Annotated in this window: 22 protein-coding genes; 5 read left to right on the forward strand and 17 right to left on the reverse strand. The window is 37.3% G+C overall.

Annotated features, from left to right (window positions below):
• Window positions 1-156: 156 nt before the first annotated feature.
• From BK581_RS09330 to BK581_RS20445, 12 genes are all read right to left on the reverse strand, one after another.
• Window positions 157-711, reverse strand: coding sequence for a TetR/AcrR family transcriptional regulator (locus BK581_RS09330; RefSeq protein ID WP_078577917.1), 555 nt, complete (start codon window positions 709-711; stop codon window positions 157-159).
• A 592-nt stretch (window positions 712-1303) separates the two neighbouring features.
• Window positions 1304-1822: a hypothetical protein gene (locus BK581_RS09335; RefSeq protein ID WP_078577918.1), complete on the reverse strand. Its 519-nt coding sequence runs from the start codon at window positions 1820-1822 to the stop codon at window positions 1304-1306.
• Window positions 1823-2025: 203 nt separating this feature from the next.
• Window positions 2026-2478 carry a hypothetical protein gene (locus tag BK581_RS09340; protein ID WP_078577919.1) on the reverse strand — a complete coding sequence of 151 codons (453 nt, stop codon included), beginning with the start codon at window positions 2476-2478 and terminating at the stop codon, window positions 2026-2028.
• Between the two features lie 20 nt (window positions 2479-2498).
• A complete protein-coding gene (locus BK581_RS09345; RefSeq protein ID WP_078577920.1) occupies window positions 2499-2918 on the reverse strand; it encodes a DUF5082 family protein in 420 nt (139 codons plus the stop codon).
• Between the two features lie 29 nt (window positions 2919-2947).
• Window positions 2948-3415: a hypothetical protein gene (locus tag BK581_RS09350; protein ID WP_078577921.1), complete on the reverse strand. Its 468-nt coding sequence runs from the start codon at window positions 3413-3415 to the stop codon at window positions 2948-2950.
• Window positions 3412-3813, reverse strand: coding sequence for a hypothetical protein (locus BK581_RS09355; RefSeq protein ID WP_078577922.1), 402 nt, complete (start codon window positions 3811-3813; stop codon window positions 3412-3414). Before BK581_RS09355 ends, BK581_RS09350 begins: the two co-directional genes overlap by 4 nt.
• A gap of 31 nt (window positions 3814-3844) precedes the next feature.
• Window positions 3845-5113 carry a T7SS effector LXG polymorphic toxin gene (locus BK581_RS09360; protein WP_078577923.1) on the reverse strand — a complete coding sequence of 423 codons (1269 nt, stop codon included), beginning with the start codon at window positions 5111-5113 and terminating at the stop codon, window positions 3845-3847.
• A gap of 18 nt (window positions 5114-5131) precedes the next feature.
• Entirely contained in the window at window positions 5132-5416 is a 285-nt protein-coding gene (locus BK581_RS09365; RefSeq protein WP_078577924.1) for a TIGR04197 family type VII secretion effector, read from the reverse strand.
• Window positions 5416-6558 carry a hypothetical protein gene (locus BK581_RS09370; RefSeq protein WP_078577925.1) on the reverse strand — a complete coding sequence of 381 codons (1143 nt, stop codon included), beginning with the start codon at window positions 6556-6558 and terminating at the stop codon, window positions 5416-5418. The genes BK581_RS09365 and BK581_RS09370 overlap by 1 nt, the downstream gene beginning before the upstream one ends.
• Before the next feature lie 509 nt (window positions 6559-7067).
• On the reverse strand, window positions 7068-7736 hold the full coding sequence (locus BK581_RS09375; RefSeq protein WP_078577926.1) for a 3-oxoacid CoA-transferase subunit B: 669 nt from the start codon (window positions 7734-7736) through the stop codon (window positions 7068-7070).
• Window positions 7702-8394: a CoA transferase subunit A gene (locus BK581_RS09380; protein ID WP_078577927.1), complete on the reverse strand. Its 693-nt coding sequence runs from the start codon at window positions 8392-8394 to the stop codon at window positions 7702-7704. Before BK581_RS09380 ends, BK581_RS09375 begins: the two co-directional genes overlap by 35 nt.
• 268 nt (window positions 8395-8662) lie before the next feature.
• Window positions 8663-9484, reverse strand: a complete 822-nt coding sequence (locus BK581_RS20445; protein WP_078577929.1) for a methyl-accepting chemotaxis protein — start codon at window positions 9482-9484, stop codon at window positions 8663-8665.
• Between the two features lie 397 nt (window positions 9485-9881).
• Here BK581_RS20445 and BK581_RS09395 point away from each other — a divergent pair, with 397 nt between their 5' ends.
• Both BK581_RS09395 and BK581_RS09400 read left to right on the forward strand, forming a co-directional pair.
• Window positions 9882-10934, forward strand: a complete 1053-nt coding sequence (locus BK581_RS09395) for an ATP-grasp domain-containing protein (protein ID WP_078577930.1) — start codon at window positions 9882-9884, stop codon at window positions 10932-10934.
• 64 nt (window positions 10935-10998) lie between these two features.
• Window positions 10999-12078, forward strand: coding sequence for a M20 family metallopeptidase (locus BK581_RS09400; protein WP_078577931.1), 1080 nt, complete (start codon window positions 10999-11001; stop codon window positions 12076-12078).
• 184 nt (window positions 12079-12262) lie between these two features.
• On the opposite strand, the gene BK581_RS09405 is transcribed toward BK581_RS09400, so the two are convergent.
• The 3 genes from BK581_RS09405 to BK581_RS09415 all read right to left on the reverse strand — a co-directional run bounded on the left by BK581_RS09405 (window position 12263) and on the right by BK581_RS09415 (window position 14693).
• Window positions 12263-12565 (reverse strand): YrhK family protein, encoded by a 303-nt coding sequence (locus BK581_RS09405; RefSeq protein ID WP_078577932.1) that lies wholly within the window; start codon window positions 12563-12565, stop codon window positions 12263-12265.
• Window positions 12566-12785: 220 nt separating this feature from the next.
• Entirely contained in the window at window positions 12786-13016 is a 231-nt protein-coding gene (locus BK581_RS09410; protein ID WP_078577933.1) for a DUF378 domain-containing protein, read from the reverse strand.
• 351 nt (window positions 13017-13367) lie between these two features.
• Window positions 13368-14693, reverse strand: coding sequence for a S8 family peptidase (locus tag BK581_RS09415; RefSeq protein ID WP_078577934.1), 1326 nt, complete (start codon window positions 14691-14693; stop codon window positions 13368-13370).
• Between the two features lie 640 nt (window positions 14694-15333).
• On the opposite strand from BK581_RS09415, the gene BK581_RS09420 reads away from it, so the two are divergent.
• Together BK581_RS09420 and BK581_RS09425 are read left to right on the forward strand one after the other, a co-directional pair.
• Entirely contained in the window at window positions 15334-16221 is an 888-nt protein-coding gene (locus BK581_RS09420; protein WP_078577935.1) for a LysR family transcriptional regulator, read from the forward strand.
• 83 nt (window positions 16222-16304) lie between these two features.
• Window positions 16305-17243: an NmrA family NAD(P)-binding protein gene (locus BK581_RS09425; RefSeq protein ID WP_078577936.1), complete on the forward strand. Its 939-nt coding sequence runs from the start codon at window positions 16305-16307 to the stop codon at window positions 17241-17243.
• Window positions 17244-17371: 128 nt separating this feature from the next.
• On the opposite strand, the gene BK581_RS09430 is transcribed toward BK581_RS09425, so the two are convergent.
• Together BK581_RS09430 and BK581_RS09435 are read right to left on the reverse strand one after the other, a co-directional pair.
• A complete protein-coding gene (locus BK581_RS09430; RefSeq protein WP_078577937.1) occupies window positions 17372-18880 on the reverse strand; it encodes a YheC/YheD family endospore coat-associated protein in 1509 nt (502 codons plus the stop codon).
• A gap of 385 nt (window positions 18881-19265) precedes the next feature.
• Window positions 19266-20369: a YheC/YheD family protein gene (locus tag BK581_RS09435; protein ID WP_078577938.1), complete on the reverse strand. Its 1104-nt coding sequence runs from the start codon at window positions 20367-20369 to the stop codon at window positions 19266-19268.
• A gap of 352 nt (window positions 20370-20721) precedes the next feature.
• Here BK581_RS09435 and BK581_RS09440 point away from each other — a divergent pair, with 352 nt between their 5' ends.
• Entirely contained in the window at window positions 20722-20979 is a 258-nt protein-coding gene (locus BK581_RS09440) for a hypothetical protein (protein ID WP_078577939.1), read from the forward strand.
• Window positions 20980-21365: the final 386 nt, after the last annotated feature.

Here is a 21365-nt window from a genome sequence, read left to right on the forward strand (position 1 = left end):
ATCTATATGTTAAGTTCTATCTCAAACTCTGTCGTATGGCATTTTTACTATGAAGTAATGATGTGTATAAAAGATAAATAGCTTGTCTGAAGTGGAGAATGACAAACGAGGGGTGTCCTTCATTATAAAATGGCTGTTTAAAAGCTTACTCTATAACTATTTTTGTAAATATAACAGTGCTTTAGTGATATCACCCTCAACTAACTTACTTAAATTGTCACTTATCATTTCTGGACATTCTTGCATACCTTCGCCTATCCATTCTATGACAATTCCAACAAAAGCATATTTGTAAAAGTCAGCAATAAATTGTTTATTCTCTTCTGTGACACGTATTCCTTTTGCTTGCTCGTTAATAACATCGATCATAAGAGTGTAAACAAAGCGATACAGATACTCTTCTAAATGTTCACGCTCCAATGAATGGTATGTGTTCATCACGACCTTTTTGTTAGTTTCTATATAGTTTAGAACTCGTAAGAAACCTTGCTGCCATGTTTCATATGTGTTTTTATTATCAATGACTTCGGTTACCTCCGTACGAAATAACCACTCTAATAATTCATAAATATCGTGAAAATGGTAATAAAAGGTTTGGCGATTTACGCCACACTCCTTCACAATATCTTTAACAGTCATTTTCTCTAAAGTCGTTTGCTCCAAAAATTTTTTTAAAGAAAAGGCTAACGCTTTTTTTGTTCTGTGAGACATACAACATTCCTCCTCACCATTCTTACGAGCGACCTTCACTACTTTAAAATGTTTAGACATCTGGATGAAAAAAATCAACGTCGGCCACTAGAGCTATAAATCCTTCTTAGTACAGTTAATCCACTTAAAACGCCCTTTCAATCAATGGGCGTTTTCGATCTTCTCCCACTGAGTGATAGTTGATTTAATCAGGACATTAGCGTCCGTTAACTCCCGCCTAAATAGCTTTGCTCTCTATTTTGAGCGAAGAGTTTGACGGACGTTTATATGTGATAAAAAGCTATTACCTATAGTTTACTATAATTGGGATTGAACTTATAACTACTTTAATTGAAGTTTTTTTATAAACACAATGTTGGTTTCCTTGTAAATATATCGCTCAAGGAGGATCGTTTTACTCTTACGTTTGGAAAAATTTGATGGGTTTTTTCATAAGTTTGAAACCATAAAACGAATTTTTTCAGTGGAAGTTTTCATTCTTCTACAACTGATTGGTAGTTAAATCAATCAGGACTTATCTGTCATAAAAAAGATCTGTGCCTTTAAAACAAGACACAGACCTCATTCATTCAATACTCTATTATTTGCTCTTCTACTCTACACTTTCGTACTGAAAATCATCTATTTCTATCACAAATTGGCCAGTATTTATACTCCTCAATGTCTCTTCCATTTCTTCCGTTAACGCTAAGCCAAAAGGAATAGCATGGTTGGATTCAAGGGTGCCAATATCCTCCTTAGAAAGAACTACGTGATGTTGGTCCCAGACCTTCTTCTCGTCTGTACCGTCCCCCATCGTTAAAGAGAATGAAATATCTTGAAGGTTAAAAGGCAGTCGATTAACAATTAAAAATACAAGTTGAGTGCCTTCACCAAAATCTTCATAAATATCAAATGAATGAAAGCTCACATCGTTAGCCGTTCCTAATTCAGGGGTCTCTTCAATAAAACTCGTTAATTCAACAAGTGCGCGCGGGGAGCCCTGTCCTGCCATTTCTAGCGTTAACTCCTTCATTTCGTCATTGTTATCTTCTCCAGAGCTTACGGAAGAGTTACAGCCAGTTATAAGTAATAAGGTTATTAATGCTAATGGAATCGAAATTTTTTTCATTACAAGCTCCTTTTATATAGGTTACTTAGTTGAACCAATCTCCATAAATATACACCTGTAAAAGCCGACTCAAACATTAAACCTCCACTACTGACCTATGACTCGCTATTCTCTGAGAGTCGCGGCCTTTCACTTCAATCCTCTTTTAAACAATTAAAAATATTTAGCATTGTTCGCTTGTTCATTCGGTTATTAAAATAATATTATTTAAGAAATTGATATTCCAAATTCTCCACTTTCCCTGCCATTTCATGGGGCTGAAACACAAGATCCTCGTTTCCTAAGTCCTCTGAAGGAACTTCAAGGTGCAAAATAAAGGCTTGATCATGTTTGATTAAACCTAAAAAATCTTTATCTAAAAAGCCTTTCATCGTTGGAAAGGTAGCTGAAGGATGATTTTTTAATTTAAAAGTTAAATTCATCTTTAAACCCTGAATATCTTTATTTGTTTTATTAACAATGACAGAAGCCACCCTTAATAATTTTTTCTCATGCTTGTAAAAGCCTTTAGAAATAATGAAGTGTACTTTTCCATCAGCAAATCGATCACTTTTATCGTTCAACTCTCGCTGCACATCTGTTAACTCCCTTTTTACATCAGGTGTAATGGGAATGTCTTGATGTGCTTTAGGTAAAACTAATTCAATCTTATGCACGGATAGACGTCCTTTCGTCTTTAATTTATCAGCTTTTCTATCTCAGCACTAAGCCAATTAAGTCCTTGTCTCAGCTTTCCAATTAGGCCATCATTTTCAAGTAATTTATTTTCCAACCTTCTCTCTTCATCAACGAGTGCATCTAAGTTGTCATCTATCTCTTTAATATAATTAGTATACTTTTCATGACATAAACGATCAACATAGGTTTCTGCGAATGTGGCATAATTGCTGCCTACCCATTCCAAAAAATCAATAGACGAATTAACAGTTAGTGCATTCACTCTATTTTGAATCACATCATTTTTTAACGTTTGAAGTTCCGTTTTTTTCTGCCGGACAAATTCCAATTCTTCTTCAAGTGTTATGTGTTCCGCCTGACAGGCTAACAGTTGGGACTGTTTGCTCGAATATTCCGCTCGAAGTTGACTCGTTTCCATTTACTTTCCTCCTCTTACGACGGTGATTCCTATCCTTGAAAGATTTGATGCTTCCTTCTTAACGACAGCACATTAGCAGTCACTAATATCAGTGATAAACTAAATAAAGCAAAACCAGCTAAACTAAGAAGATATGTAAGTGGTGCCCACGGGATATTCGCTACGATATAGTCTTGTAATGAAGCCCGTTGCGAGAATGTCGTATAAGTAAACAAAGCACTGCCTAGATAGGTCAAAACTAGGCCTGTGATTAAACCGAATGTATTCATGACTCGAGATGATTTTTCCTTGCCAATATGCGCCATATTCCGTTGGAAGAAATGCCGTTTCTCTTCTGGAACAGCATTCGCATTATCGACTAATTTTACGAACAAATTAATGTTAAACAAGATAAGCAGAGGAAAAATAGACGCGATGCCTATGAATATATTATAGACACTAATAAAATTGATCAAGAGACTGAATATACAAACAGCAAAAAGATACTTTATTTTCATGCATTTACTTCCTTTTGTTTCGCAACTCTCAATGCCTCTTTAAAGAGGTTGATACAGAAATAATAATAAATCACTGCGCCTATTACTGCTAGTAAGATCAATATAACTTGATAGGTAGCTAAAAAAGTATATGTATGCATAGCGGAAGCTACCGCAACGATACCAATGAATGTCTGTCCCGTACTTAGAAAGATCAATACCCCTACCATGAAAGTCTGTCCAACACCTAGACGTTTTTTATCTTTTTGGGTCCTTGATGCGTGCTTAATATTATTATGTATAAAGAATGCAAACAAAAGCATGATAAAAGACCAGAGTCCTAACACAACATTAAAAAGGCTAGCAAAATTAATAATTAGTGATAAAAGCGCGACTTTTTTATATTTTTTAATATCCATTATTGGCTTTTCTCCCCTCATCTATGAGCTATCACCAAGGAAAATCTATACTTAAAGAACCTCCTACTATCCATCCATGAATTTCAATTTCGACTTTATCCCAAGTAAGCCCCAAGCCACCTCCGACTTTTCCATGACTTATCCCTACATCTATATCAGTATTGGCTAAAGTCACGCCTCCTTTAGCTTCTACATAATAGAGCGCAGCCTCCCCTTTTAGTGCTAATCCTCCTGTATCGGCTTGAAATTTTCCTTCTGCTGTCAATACGCCCGCATCTCCTGACGCATGTACATTCCAGTCATCCCAACCTACCATAAAATCTGTATGAGCTTGTGCTACACCAACATTTGCCTCCATATTCACGCCATTTTTAAATGATAACTCTCCATCACCATATAATACTTTAGCTGAAGTCGTACTATTAATATAATCTCCTGTAAATTCACTTTTCGCTTCTAGTCCGCTAAAATGTCCAGTGGCAGTAAAATTAGTCATATCACCGTTAACAGAATAGCCTCGGTCAGCGACATACACACCGCTTACATTCGTCCCAAAATCTGTAACAAAACCAACTTCTTGTGTGTAAGCCGTCTCTTTAACTTCATCAACTACAAATGGCGAATCACGATACAAGTCTGCAAAAACATCATTCTTCTCTTGCGTATACCAGCTAGAAGACTCAATATTAGAAACTTTTTCGCTAGAAAATCCGCCATCAGTTTTAAAATGAGCTTCTACATCCTTTATGGCTGTTTTAAGTTCTTGCACGCGCGCACTTAAACTTTCTAAGTGATTAGTCAGATTTAAATCTTTCTCTTCTAAATTATCAACAATTTCATCCATTTTATCAAATGTTTTATTAAATTCATTAATGAGAACACTGCTCTTCAGAGAAGAAACCCCTGGAATATAGTTAATTTCGCTCGTCAACGTATTTAATTCGTTATCAAGTGTATCAAATTGATTAAAAATTTGTTTAATTTCTGTCTGTTTGCTATTTACTAAAGAAGAATTCACAATACCGTAATTAGATGTTTCATAAGCTAAAAATGCTTCTTCTATATGTTTCATATCAGAAGCTAACTCTGATATAACATTCATAAATTTGTTAATTAAATAGAGATGTACATTGTTCAAATAAGTGACAGTGGCTTCTCCTGCTTCACCTCGCATAGAATTGCCATTAATAAAAGATAAAACAGTTCTGTAATGTTCATACAAGCCTTCTAACACTTTTTCTTCATATGTTTCTACGTGTTTACTTAAGTTAGATATGTCTCTATTAGATAGTGTTTTCATTCAACATGTACCTCTCTATTATTTTGTGAAAATTCTCCAGTCAGCTAAACGATTATCTTCTTCAATTAACGTGTTTTTTACCGTATTAATCGTTGTAATATCTTTCTCCATGAGTTGAACATATAATGCCAGTACTTCTTCAAATTCTGCAAGAATTGTTTGATATTTTGCAATACTATCCAACACTGTGTTTTCCATATCCGTACTTTTTAGTGTGGCTGAGTCTTGTAAATTTGTAATAGACGTTGACATCCCGTCATTTAACTGGTCAACGAGTTGTGGATTGACTAATATTTCTCCCATTATTTAACCCCTTCTAAATAGACGATTTTAGTTTCCCTCACTTGTGGTGCCATTTGATTGATGTAGTTAATAAAATTAGTAAAATTCACTTTCTTAGGAGGGTTTAGTAACTGGCTTAAGTTTTTGCCTTGTATAGCGTGCTGGCCAAACAGCCTACCGAAAACTTCTGGACTTTTTTCAACAAGATATCTTAACTTTAGTTGAACGTTCTCAACCGCTTTGGTAAATTGACTTTCATTACAATGAACACATTCTAATAGTTTCTTTTTCATGTCAACCGACTCATAACCACTATAAACGATACTTGCGTAATCTTTTGCCACATGGACTGAAGCGTCCTTTTCGACCAATAAGTCACTGATAATCAATAAGTACATGTCTTCCTCTTCTAATGACCATGCCCCAGGTTGATTCCTAAAGCATAATGTACCAACAGCGCCTTGCTTATTAGTGTGAGTTTTTGTTATGATTTCATCTTCGTAGACGTTTTGCTTATAAACATGATAAGCACTTGTAGCATCTTCCTGTTCAAACGTTAAGCTTTTTGCGTTTATAGCTTGACTTAGTTCGTGCGTATCATTACCACAGATGACCAACACCGTATTAATAGGCTTGAATAATGTGTTTGATAATAAGATGATGTCTTCATAGGAGACATCTAAAAGGTCTTGTTTAATTAAATCAGTACTATACGTTCTATTTGGGATAGCATATTGTTGAATATCCATTAAGCTTCTGAACGTGACATTTTGTAAATGTGTCGTGAATCGCTCATAAGACAAGGCTTTTTGTTCCTCAAATTCTTCTGCTGTGATCTCTTTAGAAAGTAATAAAGATAATAGACTTTCAACATTTTCTTTAAACTCAAGAACCGTCATCTTCAAGGTTAATGTCGCCGTATCCATCGTCACGTCAACATGACACTCAATGCTCGGATAAAGACTTTTTATCTTATTTTTCAAACTATTAATCAAAATATTAGAACTTCCGCTTCCTATCCAACGCATGTTATTATCAATGGAAATAAGTCGGTTTCCATACCCTGTGCCAAAATGAATTGACAGACAAACACCCTCTTGATTTGGTGTATTTAGGAAAAAATGTGTCACCTCTCCTGCCAGTAATTGCTTCTCTCTACTCACGACGAATGACTCCCTTTTACATTGTGTCTTCATTTAACTTTTACCGTCATAAAAACTAAAAAGATTGAATTTTATGTCATATACTCTATTTATTAATGGTAATTGAAGCGTCTTTTGGTATAAATAGGAGAAATGATCTGTTTTTTTATTACCTTTTAGAGATGTTTTTCATTTATAGGTCTTTAGACTCACTCATCCAAATGAGTGAAACAGAGAAAGTAAGCTCAAATATCGTATGGAAACTTTTTAAAACATAGGTCACCTTGAGAAGTTTGCGTTAACCATCCCCGACCGCTCACGCTATCAAACAATCACTATCTAATTCATTTTTGCCATAAAACGAACCTTCAATCAGGACTTTAGCGGCCCTTAGCTCCAGCCTATATAGATGTCACTCACCTTGTCTATTTTGCACAGGAAGCTTTAAGGGCGGCTATCTGTGATTAAAAAAACCCGCCTACGCGAGTTAATGGCAAATCAAATTTAAGCTTCTGATTTATCTCTTCATGTTACTTCTCTTCAAACACCATCGTCCTCATCTCATCTCCCTCATGAAGTTTAGCTTCTGTCGCATTTTGAACATCAGCAAAAGTATAATCGGCATTTATTTCCGTTACAATAAGACCTTGTGGTGTGACTTTGATAACTGCCATTTCCGTCACAATCATGTCTACCTCACCACTAGCTGTTAATGGCAACGTGCATCGCTTGAGAATTTTCGGTTGTCCCTTGACAGTGTGTTCGGTAGCAACGATCACTTTTTTCGCCCCGGTGAGCAAGTCCATCGCGCCCCCCATACCAGGGACCATTTTACCAGGTATCATATAGCTTGCGATGTCTCCCTTTTCATCCGCTTGGAGAGCGCCTAGTACGGTGACATCCACATGACCACCTCTAATAATCCCGAATGATGTGGCACTATTAAAACAGCTTCCTCCCTTTAATATGCTAGCAGGCTGACCTCCTGCGTTGACAACATGTGTCTCGTCACTTCTATCAATGGGAACAGGCCCTAACCCGACAAAACCGTTTTCCGATTGTAACATGACATGTTTATTTTCAGGTATAAAAGCGGTAACTTTCGTCGGAAGTCCAATTCCTAAATTAACGAGAGATCCCTCCGGCAATTCTTTAGCCACACGTTTAGCTATTAAAAGTTGTTTCTGTTCTTTCGTCATGATCGGCTCCACCTCCTCGTACGATATAATCCACAAAGATACCAGGTGTCATCACTTCATGAGGAGCGATTTCCCCAACCTCCACGATTTCCTCTGCCTCTACGATCGTGACCGTTGCGGCACTCGCCATGACATCATTAAAGTTATTAGTGGAACCATAATAAATAATATTGCCAAATCGATCTACTTTTGACGCATAAAGTAGTGCGATATCTGCCTTAAGAGGCCGTTCTACTAAATATTTCTTGCCATCTAGTGTGAGAGTCTGCTTATTGTCTTCAACACGTGTCCCGATTCCTGTCGGTGTTAAAACACCTCCTAAACCAAATCCAGCGGCTCGAATCTGCTCTGCTAACGTCCCCTGCGGAACGAGTGTCACCTCGGTTTCTCCAGCCATCATTTGCCGCCCGGTCTCTTTATTCGTTCCTATATGAGATGTGATAATCTTTGTTAGTTGCTGATTGCAAACAAGCTTACCAATCCCTTTATTGATAAATCCTGTATCATTACAAATAAGCGTCAAGTTCTGAATATTCCTCTCCACAAGTGTATCTATAAGATTCTCTGGCGAACCATTCGTCATAAAACCACCGACCATAAGTGTGTCACCGTCATGAATTTTGCTAACTGCTTCAATTAAACTTATCACTTTAACCATCAATCGTCCCCCTCACCTTCAAAGCTCTTATGCGATGTCAACTTGCATCCAGGCAGGTGTTCATCAATTAACTTTGTGTTATTGCTGGTTAATACCACTATATGTTTGACTAATGGCAACGATACAATAAGACAGAATCGAAAAACGAAATCGATTTCAGGAATTAGGGTGTCACCATGTCCTTTTATCATAGAAGGCCTCACAACAAAAAAACGAACGATTTTAATATCGTCCGCCTTTTGAGCTAAGTTACCCTGTACTTATTTCTTTATTTTATTACTTTTTCCATAAACCCTTTCATTTCTGTGCTTATAGTGTTTAACCTATCAATTAAATCACTGAACTCTGTCACTAACTCTGCTTGTTCGGCTGAAGCACTTTTAATTTGCTCCACATTTTCTGATAAGTTGTTCATCGTCTTCGTTATATCACCTAAAGAATTGCTTATAGTCGTGGTGACTTCAGTCGTCTGACCGGATAGCTTTCTTACTTCTTTAGCTACTACGGAAAAGCCAGCTCCTGCTTCACCTGCTCGGGCCGCTTCTATTGACGCGTTTAATCCTAAAATATTTGTTTGTTCTTGAATACTTTTAATTTGGCTCGTTTCACTTTCTGTTCTAACAGATAAATCAAGTGATTGCTTCGCCTGGGTTGAGATTTCTTCACTTGAGGCGGCTAACTCCTGAGAATGGGCCGCTACCACATGAACACTATTTTGCAAGCCTTCAATAATGTGATGGATGTCTTTCATATAGGCGTCCATTTTCTCTTGGTTGTCTAATGGTGTCGCTATAGCAAATGCACCGACCACATGGCCTTCTTCATTTTTAATTGGAAATGATTTTGCATGTACTGACATACCATAAACATCTGCTGGTATAATAACAGACCCATTTCTTCCTGCAAGTGCTGCTTTTAAATTAGGATCATCTGGAGAAATAGGGGTTCCTTTTTTTAACCCAAAGTCTACTTTTGCTGATGGCAAATAATAAATAAATGCCTCTCTATCTGTTATACCGAGCATGGTATCTTCACCAAGCAAGGAATGGAAACCTTCAGCTAACTGAATGGCGTTGTTCATAATGTTCATGGAGAGCCTCCTCTTAATTAACATGATTAACCAACCTTCTAGTTTAGTTATCGGCTACTTTACGCGATATGTACATGTGACTATTGTGCTTCAATGATTGATGGCAATCCATGTTATAAAACGCACCTTCAATCAGTGGTAGTTGAGTTAATTAGCACATTATCGTCCGTTATCTCCCGCTTAAATAGATTTACCTATCTTCTCTATTTTGAGACGGAGTTTTACGGACGCTTATCTGTGATAAATTAACAGTTAATTCCTCCCCTCACCACCATCACATACAAGAAAAACTAGCCCCTAAAACCTAATTTTTTGTTATATTGCTTAACAATGTTAGCAATGGGTATAGCGATTAGTAACACATTTTAAAGATCAAATAACAAGGAGAGGATAATCTATGAACATATTATTGACATCGACTGCTAGAAGAATAGATTTTGTTGGGTTCTTCCAACAAGCTTTAAAAAATGCCAATATAACTGGGAAAGTAATTGTAGCTGATCCAGAGGACAATGCACCTTCACTTCAAGTTGGAGATGAAAGTTACATCATTCCCCATCAAACAGATGAACAATATATGGCGGCTATTTTTGAGATTTGTAAACGCCATAAGGTTAGGTGCCTTGTACCTCTAAACGATTGGGAAGTTCCAAAATTATCTGCCCATAAAAGGGAACTTCAACGTCTAGGTGTCTCTGTTTTTACACCAGATATTCCTATAGTCGATAAAGTGAGAGATAAAGGCAAGTATCGTGAGCTGTTGGAATCCTTTGATGTTAAAGCACCTCGCTCTTACAACCACGTTGAAGAAGCTATTGAAGCTATAGAAAATAATGATGTGTCATTTCCTTTAATCGTGAAACCTCGTAACGGGTCAGCCTCAATAGCCATTGAATTCGTGAATAGCATTGAAGAAATGAAATTTGCTTACCAACATGCTGTACAAACGATAAAAGCAACACCACTAGATAACGCCACTTATAAAAAGGCTGAGGATAATGTGATTATTCAAGAGGTGGTGGAAGGTGAAAAATTCAGTGTGGATATATTCAACGATTTAAATGGCCATTTTGTTACATCATTTATTCGCAAGCAATTGGATATGCGAGGTGGAGATGTGGATCGATGTGTTACGGTTAACGATCCTGAATTATTAGGTATTGCCGAAAGGTTGGGCAAAAATCTTGGCCACGCCGGTTATATTAACACTGATGTTTATTATGACGGTTCCCATTATTATGTCATTGATATAAACCCTCGTTTCGGAGGTGGGTATGCCTTTTCTCACCGAGCGGGAGCTGATATTCCTGCGGCAATTATTGCTATCACAGCAGGTCATGAGCTCAAAAAAGAATGGCTCACTCAAAATTCACACACTGAATTGGCTCGACATGATACCGTCGTTCAAATAGATAAGAAAAAAGGGAAATATACCGCAACAGCACAATAAATTTGCATTTAATAGACATTTACAAAGAACAATTTTAACGGCAGATACCTTGGGAGGAGATACGATGGGTGAATCTATCACCTTATTAAAAGAATTAATTAAGATTGATAGTTCTACAAAAGCAGGCGCTAATGAAGCGGTTGCTTACTGTCAGCGTTGGCTCGAAAATCGTGGGCTTGAAGTCAAAAAAATTAAAAATAATGGTTACCACATGCTTGTTTGCCAAATTGGTAAAGGTGAGGAAACCATTGTATTAAATGGCCACGTGGATGTGATTGAGGCAGAAGATCAACAGTTCCACCCTTACGTTCTTGATGGAAAAATGTACGGGCGCGGAGCCGTTGATATGAAGGCAGGCGTGGCAACGATGATGGAAACTGTAGCAAAATTAAAAGACCAGTCTCTTTCTACATCAATTATGCTGCAAATTGTGCCTGATGAAGAAACTGGGGGTGTAAACGGCACAAAATATTTAACTGAACAAGGCTATTTAGGTGATTTTATTATTTGTGGCGAACCGACTAATATGGGGATTGCTATTCAATCTAAGGGTGTCCTACAGCTTGATTTTACCATACGAGGAAAACCCGCTCACGGCAGCCGCCCTTGGGAAGGAAATAACGCCATAAGTAAAGCTTATAATTTATACGAAGAAATTTTTCAACTTCCATTTGCTCAAGAAACGGCACCGCCGATGTTTGATAAGCCCTCTATCAACCTCGCAAAGCTAAATGGAGGGACTGTCTATAATAAAGTGCCCGAAAAGTGCCACATGTCACTTGATATTAGATATTTGCCACACCAGTCTCCTTCTGCTATTTTTGAACAAATCGAGAAGATTACTGATGGTACAGTCACAATCCATATTTGTAACCAGCCGGTCACAACGAAAGAAGACAACCCTTTCGTTCAAGTTCTTGCTGACGCCATTAAACGAAAAACTCAGCTAGAACAAGTGAATATTTACGGACAACACGGTTCAAACGACGGACAGTTTTTTACTAAGTATGGGGGAGCCTCTGTAGAATGCGGTCCAGTGGGGCACGATTGGCACGGAGATAACGAAATGGTTTACATGGATTCTGTTAAAGACTATCAGCATGTTCTCGAAGATTTCATCCTAGCTTATGATCAAAAGAATTAAAGCAATAAGTGATAAAACATAACTTAACAATATAGCACAGACAAGCGCTTGTCTGTGCTATATGTTGTTGCTAACACCATTCATAGCGAACCTTCCCATAGGAAATGCATTAATTCTACACTCATAACTCCCTTTCATTCTCTCATTATTGAGAATGAATATCACTATGTTTGAACTGCTATTATCATTGACGTTCAGCTTTGTTCGGATTATAATTCTCTGACTCTTTCATCTCATTTCTTAACGCCGTAGTATGCATTATTCTTAAGATCGGGCGACTGGCTAAAAACAAGCTTCCACCTAAGTAGCAAACCATTCCAACTATCTCTGTCGTTGAAAAAAAATTAAAGCAACTTCCAGCCACGAATAATATTCCGATTAATAAATCGTTTACCGTCGTAATAAGACGATACCTTTTTCTAAAATAGAGCTTAAATTTCCCCATCTTTATTCCCAAGTAGTTTTTATCATCAAATGTATCTGGCATACTCCTCCCTCCCTTATGATTATTTTCTTTGCGATTCCATTTTTCTTCCTTCCACTAATTAAAAGATTTAAACGCATTTTTTGTACATCTTCTAGAACTAGGAGAGATTTAGGTGATCATTTTTTACTTAAAAAGGCCTCCCAGTAGCTTTAAAGCTATTGGAAGGCCTTAACTCTGTCATAAGTGTTACTTACATATGAGATTCACTCAAACACTTTTCTTAGTTATTGTACTGTGTTTGAGGACTTCTTTCCATAGCACCTTCAGTTGTAAAAAGCGAGATGCTGTATAAACCTGCTAAACCAACAATAGCATAGATCACTCGCGAAACAATTGCTCCCTGTCCTCCAAACATAGCCGCTACGAGGTCAAATCCAAAAAAGCCGATTAGCCCCCAGTTCACTGCACCAATAATCACAATAACTAACGCAATTTTTTGAAGTACACTCATGTGATGACCTCCTTTATAAATTTTAGCTTGTTAGTCTACTCATTCCATTTTTCATTAACAATTAAACTTTTTTTTCACCTATTATTTGGTTTGATAAAAAGGTCCTTCTTGCTTGTGCGCCTATGTATTATATAGATACATGTAGAATTTAAAATCTTCTTTAAAGATTGCATACATGGATGAATGAAGAAGTATGGTTCACCTGATGAGCTTACTATGTATGTGAGAGCATGACATACAGAACCTAGGTGTGATTTCTACGTAATAAACCGGTCACTGAGAAAAGGCCGTTCCCTTTCTCAGTGACCATCACTGTATCACTAAATGATTAACACAGGTTTGATCCCTAATTTAGCTGTCTGGCACCGCCATCTCACCATTGATATAACCAGCACCGTAAATATTTGGGTCTCTATCGTCCCACAAATCCACCCCATTTTTAATCTTTTCTTTAACCTCATCCGGCGTGAGATCTGGGTTAACTTCAATCATTAGTGCAATAATACCTGCACAAATCGGTGTTGCCATTGACGTACCAGATAACGTGATATAATCAGCTGATTCATCTCCTTTTTGAGATTTTGCTAGACTTGAGTTTGGTGATCTCAATGATGTAATATCCACTCCTGGAGCAAGAATATCTGGCTTTTCGATGCCATAGATTGTTGGTCCTCTGCTTGAAAAGTCTGCCACATCATCATCTGTTCGATCGGCTGTGTCACGATCATCTAACGCTCCGACTGTTAAAATGGTTCTGCTAATTCCTGGGCTAGCAATTGTAGTCGGTTCAGGACCAGAGTTACCGGCTGCGGCTACGACGACAATTCCGGCATGCCACGCCTCATTAACGATTTGTACCATCGGGTCATCTGTTTCATTCTCAAATTGCTGCGCTGCCGCACCTAGCGACATGCTTATGATATGAATAGGATCATCTGTATTGCTTTCATTATAATCAAGACACCATTGCACCCCTTCGATGATTGTGGCTAAAGACCCGGCCCCGTTTTTATCAAGCGCTTTAATCCCAATAATGTTAGCTCTTGGAGCAGAGCCTTTATATAAGCCGCCAGAAGCGCTTCCATCGCCTGCTGCATCACCTGCGCAATGGGTACCATGTCCATTATCATCATAAGGATCAGTTCGATTATTAATGAAGTCCACGAATCCCGTTATTCTTCCGTTCAGGTCTTCATGTGGATACACACCCGTATCAATGATTGCAATGTTGACTCCCTCACCTGTCACGTCATTACCCTGACGCACGATTTGTTGAGCATGACTAGCTTCTACAGCAGTGTCCAAAAATGCGGCTACCTCTCTATTTAAGAAGATCTTTTTTAGAGAATGACATGAAGAAAGGAGATCTTCTAACGCTTGCGGTGTAATAGTGGCACTACAACAAGATATACTGGAGAATGTTCTCTTCCGTTTACATCTCCCATACTTTTTCACAATGGCGTCAAATTCTTTACACCCTTCATGAAGGCACTTATTCTCAAATTGTATAATCACTGATAGCTTGGTTACTCTCTTCAAAAACCTTTCTAACGGTTTATGCAAAAAACACGGTGTTCGTCTAAATGGTTTGTACATCGTCATCACGTAATCTCTACAAGATTTATCTAATTTTCTTGCATGTGTCCTCATCGTTTTCACCATAGAAAAACCATACACTTTCATCAACTCCTTTATACGTGTTGAGATAATGTATGGTTTAATCAGTTTAATAGAAACGGTAACAGTCTACTATCATCGATAATTATGCTAGTCACCTAGTATTTTATATTTTACAAGATAACTCTTCCTTTATTATTTATATCCCTCTTTTTTAAAATGACACTTGTAGCAATGATCACATCCAATGCCTTAATATATTGAAAATACAACGATATAGCTATCAACAATTCTATCGTAAAAACTTATCATACTAAGGTTATCTGCTATAAGTCTCTTTGTGTCATTTGTATGTTCGTCATATGATGACCTCCTAACAAAAAAAGACAAATGTCCGTTCTCTTATCGGTAACTGGCTATTATCACCTATATAGAGGTAATACTACTACTTATATTTCTAATGGCATGTCACTCATCCTCTTCTAATAATAGTGAACTCTCAAACGAGACTAACTCTGAAAGCAGCCAGAAAATCGCAGTCCCCTACTTTACATTAACCAAACTGTTACGTAAAAGTTAAATTTAAAGCTAATCTTTAGCCTGTTTTTCGGTAAAATAATATAAAAGAAACTATGACGTGGTCGCAACTTTCCATAGAGCGGTAGACAATTATACTATTAAAAAGTGATAGGGGGTCAACATGAATATTGAAAAGATTAAATATTTTATTGATCTCGTTGAATGTCGAAATTTTACTGAGACAGCAAAGAAAAATTTTGTGTCGCAAACGACTATAAGCCAACAAGTGGCCTCATTAGAAAAAGAATTTGATGTGCAATTAATTAACCGAAAACAGATCCCTATTGAGCCTACAAAAGCTGGATGGCTTTTTTATGGAGAGGCACTCGTACTTTGGAAGCAATACAGTCATATGAAGACGAAAATGATCAATTTTCATCAAGATCACTTTTTAAGCTTAGAATATTCAGCATTCACTGATATTCAACAGCTATTACCGTTGATTCCTACATTTAAAGAAACAAATCCACACATTCGTCTGGAATTATCAAAAGTAATGTTAAAGAATATCTCTGAATTCTTGCAGAAAGGCCTGTATGATGTAGCGATTGCTGTTGATTCAGAGTTTAAAGAAAAAGACGGTATACAAACGCATTCCTTATATAGAGGAAAGTACTGTGCCGTCGTAAGCCACCAACACCCGTTGTTCAATCGTGACGCTATTACAAAAGAAGAACTCTATGCGTTTCCGCTCGTCATGTTAAACGCCACAGCAATTGGAAACTCCTATTACCTCATGATTCAAAACGCTATAGAGGATGGTTATGAGCCGAATATTGTTTGCACGGTAGATGATGTAGAAACAGAATTATTTCATATCATCACTGAGAATTTAATTGGTTTTTTTCCAGAGAATTATCGACTAGCTTATCCGAAAGAGGAAGTTCAATTAATCCCACTAAAAGATTCTTGTCACACATATAAAATAGAAATAGCATATTTAAAGGATAATATGAATCCAGCAATACAACCTTTTATTGAGCAACTACGTCATTGGTTTTCCCAATAGCCCATACGGTTTTCGCGTTAGACTTTGCTCATTATTTCACATAATATAAAGTTGTCATTAATTCTAAAGAGGGAGTGTTAACGATGGGAAAATTACTACTTACAGGTATTGATGGGAATCTAGGAAAGCAAGCAGCAAACTATTTGTTAAAGTTAGTCGAGCACGATCAGGTTATTTTTTGCAGCTACAATCCTGAAGCGCTAAAAGAGTACGCCGAACAAGGCATTGAAACACATGTAACAGATTTTAATACATCAGATGGTCTTGTAAACGCGTTTGCCGGTGCTGAGAAATTGGCATTAATTTCTATGCCATTTGTAGGTTTAAAACGCCAACGTGCTCACCGAAACGTCGTAGATGCTGCAAAAGAAGCAGGTGTCAAACAAATCATTTATACATCACTCGTCAATGCGGCGGATGAAACAAATCCAAGTGTTGAAAAAATAGATCACAACTATACGGAGGATTATATTAACAGTGTAGGATTAGATTTTATTTTCCTTCGCAACTCTCAATATGCTGAAGCGATGATTACGAATTATTTCACGTATGTAAAAGGAGACGGCGTATTAAAAAATAGTCAAGGCGATGGAAAAATGGCCTATATATCTCGGAAAGATTGTGCTAAAGCGGTGGCTCATGCTCTAACATCAACAGATTATAAGAGTGCTATTTTAAATATAAATGGACCTGAGTTAATGACAATGTCTGATTTTGTTTCAATCGGTAACAAGGTAACAGGGAACAACGTCGCTTATCAAGAAATTACCGATGAAGAAAATTATGCAATATTTGATGCCATGGGGGTTCCTAGAACGACAGATGGCAAATTTAAAGAAGGTTCAGAGGCCCCCTTTTCATCAGAGGGGATGGTAACCTTTGCCCAAGCCATTCGTTTAGGAAAAATGGACCTCTTCACTGACGATTTTAAAAAACTAACAGGACAAGCGCCTGTTACGGTGGAATACATGTTTAAGCATGCTGACGATTTCCAAGTTGGTGAGCGTCACTCAAAGGATTAATCGCTATCTCGTAAGTATGTGCTACTACTGTTGAATACTGCCCGCTATCAATGCGGGCAGCTTTTCCTATCCTTCACTCTCTCACCTTTAACTCTTATACATTCTAAAAGAATCAGTTTTGATGCTCTTTAATGGATAGACTCGGTTCTTTTCTCTTTCGATTTGTGATGACTTTTTTGATAATGAACAATTTCTTTCCCAAACATCACAAGTTCGCATGAATCTGATACGATAGGCTTAACATTTGGTTCATTATTTAATAACTTTATCATCGTGTTGATAAACAATTGATCTTGCTTCTTTTTTTTTAGTTTACGTTTATCTTTCACATGAAAGCCTGCAAGTGAACTTGCGTACATAAATGGTTTTCTTATAATTTTTCTATAAAGTAATGAATCTTCAATAATTGAAAAACTTTTATAGCCATATCGTTTATTCATTTCTAAAATCCAAACATGTCCACTATTATCCAAAATGAAATCTATTGCGATATCGCCAAAGCAACCATGCTGATCAAGGAGTTCACATGCATATGAGCATATATTTTTCACTTTTTTCTCTAGCTGATTAAGATCGTGTTCACTGTTATTGAAAAGCTTTCTAAATGCCTCTTTTCCTTCTAGTAAATAGTCAAGATTACGCAAATTAGTTGTGACACTTCCTGGTTTTCCAAACCTAGCAATTAATCCAGTACATGTCCATTCTTGCGTTTCATTTTTTTGCATGTAAATACGAAAATCCACATTTCTCGTATCATGCAGATAACCAACGTCCTGCTGAATCATATAATCCTCTTTATTTCTTATTATTTTATCAATTATCGGGTCGTTTTCTAATTGTTCAATCTGATATAATCCCTTTTTTTGCGACGTCAGTTCGTACGTTCCCTTTTGCCCCTTTTTCATTTGTATAATTCCTTTACCACCAGACCCACTTTTAGGCTTTAAATATACACACTCATACACATCAAGCATCTGATAAATATCATCTAATGACGTAAGAGCTTGCGTATAAGGAAGATGCCTCCTTATAAAGGAATCAGGGGCTAACCACTCCCACATGTCCCATTTATTAAAATAATGAGAATTAAAGATACGACCATTTGTCTTGTCGTACAAATGCTCAGTCATTTCTTCCGAGGTAACAACTCTTTTAAATATAGCATCGGGATACGGAAAGACTCCTTCTTTCCACTGAGCGTCTTCCGTATTTGTACTAGGTTGAAAATAATAGCCTTCAATTTGGTCTGCGTCTGTATTAATTCCGTCCACAGTGCTGAGTAAAATTAAACCATCAAAGGAAACTGACTTCTCAATCCGCTCTTTCAAGATTTCTAAACGTGTAATGAGCCTCTTTGATACTAAATACAATATAACTGGGCCTATCCTTATTTGATCACCCATGATCGTCAGTTCAAAGCATATATCAGGAATGCCCATCTTGTCTTTCACATTGTGTGATAATCCCATCTCATTTTGGCTCAACTCGTCTAGAAATTCGAGAGCTAATTCTTTTTTCCGAGAACCAAAGTGGAAAGTCACTTTCTCTAGTGCTATTAATTCAGGCTTTGAGATGGTGATTGTCTTCGGAAGATACAATTTATCGACTTCTTCCGTTTTAATCGTTTTAATGTTCATGATGATTCCTCCTTCCAATCCTCCATCGCGGTAATACGCTTTAAGAGGTTAGACAGAAAACAGATTGACTCGGCTTGTGTCATTCTTGTCCAAAACGACAGCGGCATAAAATGAACCTTCAATCAGCGGGGGATTTCGTTCTTCTCCCACTGATTGGTAGTTGAGTTAATCAAGAGATTTATCTGTGATAAATCTCTTGATAAAGCATTTATACTATAAAGATTACGCCGCCTTCTTTTCCCTTTATACTAGTTGGCTCTATTGTTCTTTTTTCTTAACATCGCTTCCCTCCTTTTTCGTTTCTAGTCATACTATATGAAAGAGAGGTAGAGCCTACTTAGACTATAAAATGAGGGGCTTTGCCTTTTTGTTAGAAATAGTATATTTAATCATCTACCGCAATCCTTGTGGCATAGTCTGCTAACAAGGCGTTTGCTTCTTTATAAATCGCCCACTCACCAGCATCCAATGCCATACGATGTCGCGGGTTTCGATGATTTATTTCGATCACAAAAAGACGTTGGTCTTTATCAATTCCAAAATCGATGCCTAAATTCCCCAAATTACATTCTGGACCTCCGAATGTCTCCATTTCTTTAGCTACCGCTAAACCCACTTCACTCATTTGCTGATTTAATTTCATCGCCTCGTGGCGAGTGAGTGTCATGATATTTCGTAGCGCTGAATACCCATTTTTCACTATTCCTGTGTGACTGACTATTTCATGTCTTTTCCCTTTTCTAGCTAGCAATCCTACATCTCGCCACTGAGATGATGCATCTTTAACAAGAATAAGCCTGAAATCAACAGGCCGATCTGCCACATATAAGTCAATTACATGCTGCAGAATAAATGTTTTATTTTTACAGTGTTGTGTAACATACGCGATGAGGCCCTGCTCATTTATATATGAAGTCGCCTTTTTCATGTTATGCGTATTCATATTCTCTATTTTATAACCCTTCTCGTCCCTAGATACTTTAAAAATACCTTTACCATAACTCCCGTTAACAGGTTTGATATAGCATTGTTTATAAAGGGTTACAAAATGAATAATATCCGTTGGCCCTCTCATTAACCATGTAAGAGGCAAAAATGTCGCGAAATAAGGGGAATCTGAAAGCCATTCATACATCTCCCATTTATTAAACGTCATATTGTTAATCATATTAGAACCAAGTGTCCGTTTGAAGTAGTTCTGCCACTGATGTTTTAACGTCATCCGATTAATAACTGCTCGTGGCATAGGTGAGGTGGACCATGTCCACTTCCTTTCAGAGGGACTATACACATAGCCGCTAATCAGCATGTCTTGTTTTTTAACGCCTTGTAAAGAAAAAGCCATCACCTTAATACTCATAAAGGACGCTGCTAAATCATTTAGATGATTTAACTTCCCCTTCAGCGCTTTGTGCGATCGTGCTGCCAATATTCCGATCGTCCCTTTTTTAGTTTCTTCTCCTAATCTAGTAGTCTTATGTGATGTCATGTTAAACCCCTTCCTTTTCTTGCTATAAAACGCCCCTTCAATTAGGACATTAGCGCCCGTTATTCTCTCGTCTAAATAGCGTTTTAGCTCTCCTCTCTATTTTGAGCCGGAGATTTACGAGCGTTTTTCTGTGATAAAGATCATTCATCTGGACCTCGATCGTTAAAAATAGATTTTTGAACACTCATAGTCTATGTCTCTGTTTTATAGAAAGAATGGACATCTTCATTCTCTCCAAGCGCCTTTTTGTAAGATTTTTCATCCAAAAAAGCGTTAAATAGGTAAGAAAACAAGCTGTAAAGGACTTGCTTCATATAGATAGGATTAGCTTGACTGAAAGGAGGAATGACAAATGGGAAATAACAATAATAACGTGTGTCCTGACAGCTGTTGTACCGGTGATGAAATATTGTGTCTCGGAATTCCATGTCCAATCGATATTGTTTTGTTAGGTATTGAACTTCAAGTGGAAATCCCTTGTATACGAATTAGTTCGCCTACAGAACTTACTGAAGATCAGGTACAACAATTGCTCGGTGTTCTTCAAGGCATTCTTGCTTCACTTGTGAACTTAGGTAACATTGAAAGTGCTACTACTGAAGAAAGCTAAATAGCTCCTATCACTTTTCATTGGAATAAGACCACCATCCACCAAGAAAGATGCACATGGAGAAAGAGCTAGAATTAGGTCTAGCTCTTTCTTTCCCCCGTCGAACTCGTCGTTTTTCTTCTGTTTTTAAACGCCTCACATATCTTTTTTTAGGTGAAATAATAGACAACTTTCCTCACTCTAGACAGCGTACTTCTACTAGCAAAATCTCCCCTTACGATTTAAACATTACATTAAATCATATTGTTTCTACCGTTTAGCAAACGACTGCCTTCTCCCTACACAGCTGGAGAGCGCTTTTTATTTTTTTACATCACCACCCTTGACAAATTTAAAATAACTTATATACTTATATACATAACTATATAACCATCTAAGTGTATAAC

The sequence above is a fragment of the Salipaludibacillus agaradhaerens genome (assembly GCF_002019735.1).
In the GTDB taxonomy this organism is placed as follows: Bacteria; Bacillota; Bacilli; order Bacillales; family Salisediminibacteriaceae; genus Salipaludibacillus; species Salipaludibacillus agaradhaerens.

Coding starts and splice junctions, on each gene's coding strand:
- BK581_RS09330 (WP_078577917.1), bottom strand. CDS start 711: ATGTCTCACAGAACAAAAAAAGCGTTAGCCTTTTCTTTAAAAAAATTT.
- BK581_RS09335 (WP_078577918.1), bottom strand. CDS start 1,822: ATGAAAAAAATTTCGATTCCATTAGCATTAATAACCTTATTACTTATA.
- BK581_RS09345 (WP_078577920.1), bottom strand. CDS start 2,918: ATGGAAACGAGTCAACTTCGAGCGGAATATTCGAGCAAACAGTCCCAA.
- BK581_RS09350 (WP_078577921.1), bottom strand. CDS start 3,415: ATGAAAATAAAGTATCTTTTTGCTGTTTGTATATTCAGTCTCTTGATC.
- BK581_RS09355 (WP_078577922.1), bottom strand. CDS start 3,813: ATGGATATTAAAAAATATAAAAAAGTCGCGCTTTTATCACTAATTATT.
- BK581_RS09360 (WP_078577923.1), bottom strand. CDS start 5,113: ATGAAAACACTATCTAATAGAGACATATCTAACTTAAGTAAACACGTA.
- BK581_RS09365 (WP_078577924.1), bottom strand. CDS start 5,416: ATGGGAGAAATATTAGTCAATCCACAACTCGTTGACCAGTTAAATGAC.
- BK581_RS09375 (WP_078577926.1), bottom strand. CDS start 7,736: ATGACGAAAGAACAGAAACAACTTTTAATAGCTAAACGTGTGGCTAAA.
- BK581_RS09380 (WP_078577927.1), bottom strand. CDS start 8,394: ATGGTTAAAGTGATAAGTTTAATTGAAGCAGTTAGCAAAATTCATGAC.
- BK581_RS20445 (WP_078577929.1), bottom strand. CDS start 9,484: ATGAACATTATGAACAACGCCATTCAGTTAGCTGAAGGTTTCCATTCC.
- BK581_RS09395 (WP_078577930.1), top strand. CDS start 9,882: ATGAACATATTATTGACATCGACTGCTAGAAGAATAGATTTTGTTGGG.
- BK581_RS09400 (WP_078577931.1), top strand. CDS start 10,999: ATGGGTGAATCTATCACCTTATTAAAAGAATTAATTAAGATTGATAGT.
- BK581_RS09405 (WP_078577932.1), bottom strand. CDS start 12,565: ATGCCAGATACATTTGATGATAAAAACTACTTGGGAATAAAGATGGGG.
- BK581_RS09410 (WP_078577933.1), bottom strand. CDS start 13,016: ATGAGTGTACTTCAAAAAATTGCGTTAGTTATTGTGATTATTGGTGCA.
- BK581_RS09420 (WP_078577935.1), top strand. CDS start 15,334: ATGAATATTGAAAAGATTAAATATTTTATTGATCTCGTTGAATGTCGA.
- BK581_RS09425 (WP_078577936.1), top strand. CDS start 16,305: ATGGGAAAATTACTACTTACAGGTATTGATGGGAATCTAGGAAAGCAA.
- BK581_RS09430 (WP_078577937.1), bottom strand. CDS start 18,880: ATGAACATTAAAACGATTAAAACGGAAGAAGTCGATAAATTGTATCTT.
- BK581_RS09435 (WP_078577938.1), bottom strand. CDS start 20,369: ATGACATCACATAAGACTACTAGATTAGGAGAAGAAACTAAAAAAGGG.
- BK581_RS09440 (WP_078577939.1), top strand. CDS start 20,722: ATGGGAAATAACAATAATAACGTGTGTCCTGACAGCTGTTGTACCGGT.